This window comes from Streptomyces sp. MUM 203J (assembly GCF_022414595.1).
Taxonomy (GTDB): Bacteria; Actinomycetota; Actinomycetes; order Streptomycetales; family Streptomycetaceae; genus Streptomyces.
Genome location: NZ_JADWYO010000018.1, coordinates 1 through 5,484 on the forward strand (window position 1 = coordinate 1; position 5,484 = coordinate 5,484).

Sequence of the window (5,484 nt, forward strand, 5' to 3'; positions counted from 1 at the left end):
CCGTCATGACCACACCGGCCCTACAGGCCGCGTAACCGAACCTGTCACCCAACCCTGCATCAGACCCAAGCCCGTGCCAGTGAAGCTGGCTCCAGACTTTGCCGAGCTTGAGCGCACACTCGCCGAGATCGGCACGACGTTGCACCCAGATGTGATTGCCCTCCAAGGCAGCTTCTCGGACGTCATCGTCGCGGGATGACCGAGGCTTGTTCCGGGACGTGACGGTGATCCTGTACCTCGCTGCGCCGCTCATCACCTCATACAGCGCTTCGAGTCCTGCCCATGCACGCACAGGCCCATTGTCGGGAGCGGTCGCCGTGGCAGGACCCTCAGGACTGCAGGGGCGTCTCGGCCCTTCTGGCAGGCGAGGCCGGGTGACTGCCCTGGGCCGCCTGGCTCCTGGCCTGTTCGATCTGGTTGATGTGTGTCTCCGTCCACCGCCGGAGCGCGCTGATCGGCTCGGCCAGGCTCCGCCCGAGGGCGGTCAGCGCGTATTCCACGTGGGGCGGGACGGACGGATAGACCGTGCGGTCCACGAATCCGTCCGTCTCCAGTCGACGCAGGGTCTGGGTGAGCATCTTCTGGGAGACGCCCTCGATACGTCGGTTCAGATCGCTGTAACGCATGGTGCCCTGCAGCAGGGCGTCCACGACAAGCACCGTCCACTTTCCAGCGATATGGTCCAGAACCTGCCGTGTCGGGCACTTCGCGGAGTAGACGTCGGCCGGCAGCCCGGAGGATTCCACCAAAGGATTCACCAGAGGAGAGTAACGCACTCTGAAGTGCTTACTTCCCAGAAGAGAGAAACTCTCCCACAGTGGTCTCCATGACGATCCCTCCTACGCTCTCCGTCAGCGAAGCCATCCGTGCCCGCCGCACTGTCCGGCACTACACCCCCGATCCGGTCCCGGAATCCACCCTCCACACACTGCTCCACCTCGCCACCGAGGCGCCCACCAGCCTCAATCTCCAGGCCCGTTCGATCGTCGTGGTGCGTAGCCGGACGGGCAGGCAGGGCCTGATCCAGGCCACCGGCGGCCAGCCCCAGACACGGGAAGCACCGGTCATGCTGGTCTTCGTCGCCGAACCGCAAGCATGGCGAGGCGATCACAGCGACATCCACGACCAGGCCCGCCGCAGCGGCGCGTGGCAGGACGAGTTCATCACCATGTTCACCGCCGCCTCCCAGGAGTTCCACCAGGGCCTGGAGAGGCGCGGCCTGCTCCGCGAGTACGCGGTCAAGGACGCCATGATCGCGGCCTCGTTCCTCATGCTTGCCGCCACCGAACGCGGCCTGGCCACCTCCCCCATGAACGGCTGGGACCAGGACCAGGTCAAGCGGGTCATCGGCATCGGGGACCGGGACGATCTGGCCATCGCGCTACTGGTCTCTCTCGGCTACCCGGCGGAGGAACGCCTGCACCCGGGCCGCCGCCCGCTCCAGCGCACGGTCTTCCAGGAGACATACGACGCCGGAACTGCCGTGGCCACCGCCCGCTGATCCCGCCCACCCCCGACAGGACTTGTTCTGCCGTTCGGCCATGCCGTCCACGCCCCCGCCGGTGTGGGCGGACATGGCCTGCTCGGACCCCCTCGGCGCCGTGGAGCCCGGCCGGACGGGGGGAGATCATCCTGTGGGCGAGTCCCCTCACGGACGGCGACAGCGTCGGCTCGTCCGCACGGTACAGGCGGCGCCGGCACTCCTCGACGGTCCGTCGCCCGGAGATACCGGCGGCGGGCCGCTGATGGGCCGGGCGCTCACGCTCACTGGTAGTCGTATGTCATGCCGATGCCGAGAGTGCTCTGCGTCGGGAGAATCCCGGCGTCGACGATGTCGAGCACCGGCGGCATGAGCAGTTCGGCCAGCCGGTGCGTTTCGTCGGTTCCGAGCGCGGCCCAGGGGGCGGCGGCGAGTTCGTCGGTGAGTTCCTCGACCGCGGTACGGACCCGGAGACCCTCGGGTGTGGCGCTGCCGTCGGCGCCCAGCAGGTTGCGGGCGACGAGCCGTTCACGGCAGGCGGCCCACTCCTCGTCGGTCCACTGCCTGCTGCGGAACACCTCTTCTAGCGCGGCGCCTGCGGCGGCGTGCGAGAGCAGGGACTCGGCAGGGCCGATGCCGTGGGCCTGGAGGGCGGCGAGGTGGCCGTCGCCGCGGTGCTCGCGCAGGATGGTGGCGGCCTGCCAGAGCATCATGTGCGGTTCGTCGGGCCAGGGCAGTGCGGCGTTCGCCGCGGCCATGGGGCGGCCCGCCGTCTCTGCCGCCACTGCGGCGCGGCGGGCGAGTTCCGCTGCCTCGCGCAGTTCCGGCGAGTCGGCCCGGCCGCCGAGCAGTCTGCGCAGTGCGCGGTCCATCGCGGCGCTCCGGGCCCGCAGGACCTGCTCGGGAGCGGCGGTGCCCCAGGCCGACGCGGTGTGACACTCCACCATCCGCGGGCTGAAGCTGTAGAAGAGTGCACTCACCACCTCTGGTCCGGCAGTCCCGAGCGGCGCGGCGCGGTAGGCGAAGTAGCTCGGCCAGCGCTCCCGGGTGGCGTAGCCGAGTGCGGCGGCCTCCTCGAACGCCTCCGGCGCGTAGTAGAGCGTGGCGTGGACCGGCTCCAGCAGGTGCCACATCTGTCGTACCGTGCCGAGGCTGTGCGCCATGTGAGTTCCTCCGCTGTCCCGCACCGAACCACAACTTGACACTGACAAGATTGCGCGGTCGCCGCAATCTTGTCAATGCCAAGATGCGGGGTAGACTGCTGTCCATGGCAGCACCGTCCTCCTACCACCACGGAGATCTGCGCCGGGCCGTCGTCTCCGCCGCCCTCGAGGTCATCCGCAGCGACGGCGTCGCCGCGATCAGCCTCCGCGACCTCGCCCGGCGCGCCGGGGTCTCGCATGCCGCCCCCGCCCACCACTTCAAGGACAAGACCGGGTTGCTGACCGCGATCGCCACGGAAGGCTTCGAGCTGCTGGCCGCAGCCCTGAACGCAGTGCCGACCGGAACGGCGCACCGGCTGCGGGAGATGGGCAGCCGCTACGTCGGGTTCGCCCTCGGTCACCCGGCCCACTTCGAGGTGATGTTCCGGCCCCACCTGCTGCGCGGCGACGACCCGGATCTCGCCACCGCCAGGGAGCGGGTCGCCCGCACGCTGCGCTCCGGCATCGAGGACCTCCCTGCCGCCGGGCGCCCCGACGCCCGACGCACTGGACTGGCCGCCTGGTCGCTCGCCCATGGTTTCGCCACCCTGCAGCTCAGCGGCAGCCTCCCGGTCCTGGACGACGACCCCGTCGAGACCTTTCGCACCCTCGTCGACGGCCACCCCGTGGCCGACCTGGGCTGAACCCCCCAGGCCATGTTCCGGCCCGGCCGGTCACCAGGGCGCTCACGCCATCGGCGTGACCAGTCGGGCTCGTCGGCGGAGCGGCCCCGGTGAGGCGCAGTCACCGCCGGCCGGAGTCCCAGTCCCGCGAGGACAGTGGCCTGCAGCCACGAGCCCCTGCCCACGTCATCACCGCAGGCGAACGGTCACGCCGCTCCGCACGCCCTGACGGGCATGGACAGTGGTCCCGGGACGGCTTGAACGGCCGGTAGAGCTTCGGCGCCAGTGCGAACCCCCGCCGGAATCGTCCGGCACCGGAGCGACAGCGCCGGCCCGGGCGGCAAAAGCCGCATCACCGGCCAGGGGCACCGGTCACCGATCGCCAACACTGAGGCCGGCCGGGGAAGCCGATGGCGAGTAGTGCCTCACCGCCCGGACCGCCGCCGACGTCATGAAGATCCGGCCCCGGCGACTGCCCTGTGGCAGGGCGCTCCCGGTTCACCCCGGCTGACCGACCCGAAAGGACTGCCCGGCGGCCCAGGAGCGCACCTCGACTCCCCCGTCGCGCCCGCGCCGCACCATATGCGCCCGGCCGGCGCCCGACACCCGCACCGGCTCCCCCGCGGTGCAGGTGACAAGCGCGTCCTCGTCCAGCGCGACACCGAACGGGGCCCGGCCGCTTCCCACGGCGCTGATCAGACGCGGCAGCGTCCCCCACTGGGCGGCGTGCACATCCACGCTGAACGGTACGAGACCCAGGCCATCGCGCGCGGCGACCTCGTCGAGGTCCTCGGCGATGTCGTCCGGGCACACCGGAACCCCGGCGTCCAGCCAGCCGCCGACAACGGCCGTCGCGGCGGCCACGGCCGCTCCGGCAGAGAACCCCGCGTACGGCATGGCGCGCTCGGTGAGCGTACGCCGCACGGCGTCCGCGCAGCAGACGAGTGCCTCCTGGTAGGCAGGGGTCAGGCCGCCGCAGACCAGGAGAGCGTCCACGTCGTCCAGCGCGGCCGGGTCGAAGCGACCCCCCAGCGGTACGGTCAGGGCCACGGGGACGCAGGGGCCCACCTGTGTGAGCCGCTCGGCACAACGGACGAACTGTTCGTCCGCGTTGCCCTCGTCGACGAGGACGCACCCGATCCGGGCCGCGGGCCCGGCATCGCCGAGGAAAGGCGCGTAGACCTCCGCAGACTGCCATCCGCCGCCGATGAGATGAATCCTTGCCGTCATGTACGTCGCTCCTCTTCGCCGACCAGAGGCAGGAGGGTAAAGGATCACCGAACAGAGCATCGGGAGACTTTACGGGGGACTTCCGTGCGCCACACGGGCGTGAGGGCCTCTCAGCCGCTGAGCCAGCGGATCACGACGTGAGCCATCGTCAAGAAGGTCGTCGGCTGCGGCCGGAAGACGAAGTCGACACGCGTGACCGTCACCCGCAGTCCGATGGGGAGCGCGGCCGTCATGGTGATCACCCTGGTGGCTGGTGCGCAGGCCGCCCTGGGGATGCGCCCCCGAGCTGCTGCCGTTGCTGTGCGGCGATGGTCTGATCGGGGTCGCTGCCGCCCGGCTCTCGGCCTCTCGTGCCCGACGGCTCCGATACATCTGTGCGCAGTTGCTCACTCCCGCGTACGCCTGACCGCTCATGGCAGGCCTGCACGGTCGTCCGATGAGGCCCGTCCCCCGGGCCCTGTGGGCGCGCTCGCGGTTCTCCTGCGGCAGAGCCGGCAGGGTCCGGGGCCTGGACGGGCCGAGGCCGCGCAGGGACTCGCGCGTGGCCTGACGACCGTGCAGCGTGCCGAGGCCGGGAAGCTCGTATCCGGCCGGTGGCGGACCCGCTGCCGGTGACCAGGCTCCGCGGTTCGCGCGAGGTGTTGCTCGACGACCCCGACACCTCGCTGGACGAGGGCGTGGCGAGCGCCGTCACCTCAGGTGCCGTGGCCCCCTGCGGCTGCGGGCCCTGCCTGTGCGCGAGGCTGTCACACGACCGGGAGACCACGTGGGACTCGGCAGGCCCGAACGCGAAAGACTGTGGCAGAAGGGCCTCCTGGTGCTGGTCGGCTGGGATCGCAACCCCGAGCTGCCAAGAGGCCCTTCCTTCATGCACCGCCCTCTCGGTGATCACCCGGACAGGAACGCTGTTCGACGGGCCAAGCCCGATGAAGGGAAAGCGGACGCCTTC

General features: G+C 70.7%; 7 protein-coding genes. 3 read left to right on the forward strand and 4 right to left on the reverse strand.

Annotation, left to right across the window (positions count from 1 at the left end; all coding sequences use genetic code 11):
- A partial coding sequence (locus tag I3F58_RS12280; RefSeq protein WP_240108379.1) for a hypothetical protein occupies nt 1-199 on the forward strand: 199 nt, incomplete at its 5' end.
- 130 nt (nt 200-329) lie between these two features.
- Here the strand turns inward: I3F58_RS12280 and I3F58_RS12285 are convergent.
- Nucleotides 330-758, reverse strand: coding sequence for a helix-turn-helix domain-containing protein (locus I3F58_RS12285; RefSeq protein WP_240108380.1), 429 nt, complete (start codon nt 756-758; stop codon nt 330-332).
- A gap of 68 nt (nt 759-826) precedes the next feature.
- On the opposite strand from I3F58_RS12285, the gene I3F58_RS12290 reads away from it, so the two are divergent.
- Complete coding sequence (locus tag I3F58_RS12290; RefSeq protein WP_240108381.1) at nt 827-1,501, forward strand: nitroreductase family protein; 675 nt, start codon at nt 827-829, stop codon at nt 1,499-1,501.
- Nucleotides 1,502-1,764: 263 nt separating this feature from the next.
- On the opposite strand, the gene I3F58_RS12295 is transcribed toward I3F58_RS12290, so the two are convergent.
- Nucleotides 1,765-2,643, reverse strand: a complete 879-nt coding sequence (locus I3F58_RS12295; protein WP_240108382.1) for a hypothetical protein — start codon at nt 2,641-2,643, stop codon at nt 1,765-1,767.
- 104 nt (nt 2,644-2,747) lie between these two features.
- Between I3F58_RS12295 and I3F58_RS12300 the strand changes: the two genes are divergently transcribed.
- The gene (locus I3F58_RS12300; protein WP_240108383.1) at nt 2,748-3,326 is read left to right on the forward strand and encodes a TetR/AcrR family transcriptional regulator; all 579 of its coding nucleotides are present in this window, start codon (nt 2,748-2,750) and stop codon (nt 3,324-3,326) included.
- A 477-nt stretch (nt 3,327-3,803) separates the two neighbouring features.
- Here the strand turns inward: I3F58_RS12300 and I3F58_RS12305 are convergent, their stop codons facing one another.
- Together I3F58_RS12305 and I3F58_RS29350 are read right to left on the reverse strand one after the other, a co-directional pair.
- A complete protein-coding gene (locus tag I3F58_RS12305; RefSeq protein ID WP_240108384.1) occupies nt 3,804-4,535 on the reverse strand; it encodes a hypothetical protein in 732 nt (243 codons plus the stop codon).
- A 110-nt stretch (nt 4,536-4,645) separates the two neighbouring features.
- Entirely contained in the window at nt 4,646-4,768 is a 123-nt protein-coding gene (locus I3F58_RS29350; RefSeq protein WP_275678443.1) for a hypothetical protein, read from the reverse strand.
- Between the last annotated feature and the right edge of the window lie 716 nt (nt 4,769-5,484).

What these genes read in the sequence shown, in the direction of transcription:
- I3F58_RS29350 (WP_275678443.1), bottom strand. Translation starts at nt 4,768, where the DNA reads ATGACGGCCGCGCTCCCCATCGGACTGCGGGTGACGGTCACGCGTGTC.
- I3F58_RS12290 (WP_240108381.1), top strand. Translation starts at nt 827, where the DNA reads ATGACGATCCCTCCTACGCTCTCCGTCAGCGAAGCCATCCGTGCCCGC.
- I3F58_RS12295 (WP_240108382.1), bottom strand. Translation starts at nt 2,643, where the DNA reads ATGGCGCACAGCCTCGGCACGGTACGACAGATGTGGCACCTGCTGGAG.
- I3F58_RS12305 (WP_240108384.1), bottom strand. Translation starts at nt 4,535, where the DNA reads ATGACGGCAAGGATTCATCTCATCGGCGGCGGATGGCAGTCTGCGGAG.
- I3F58_RS12300 (WP_240108383.1), top strand. Translation starts at nt 2,748, where the DNA reads ATGGCAGCACCGTCCTCCTACCACCACGGAGATCTGCGCCGGGCCGTC.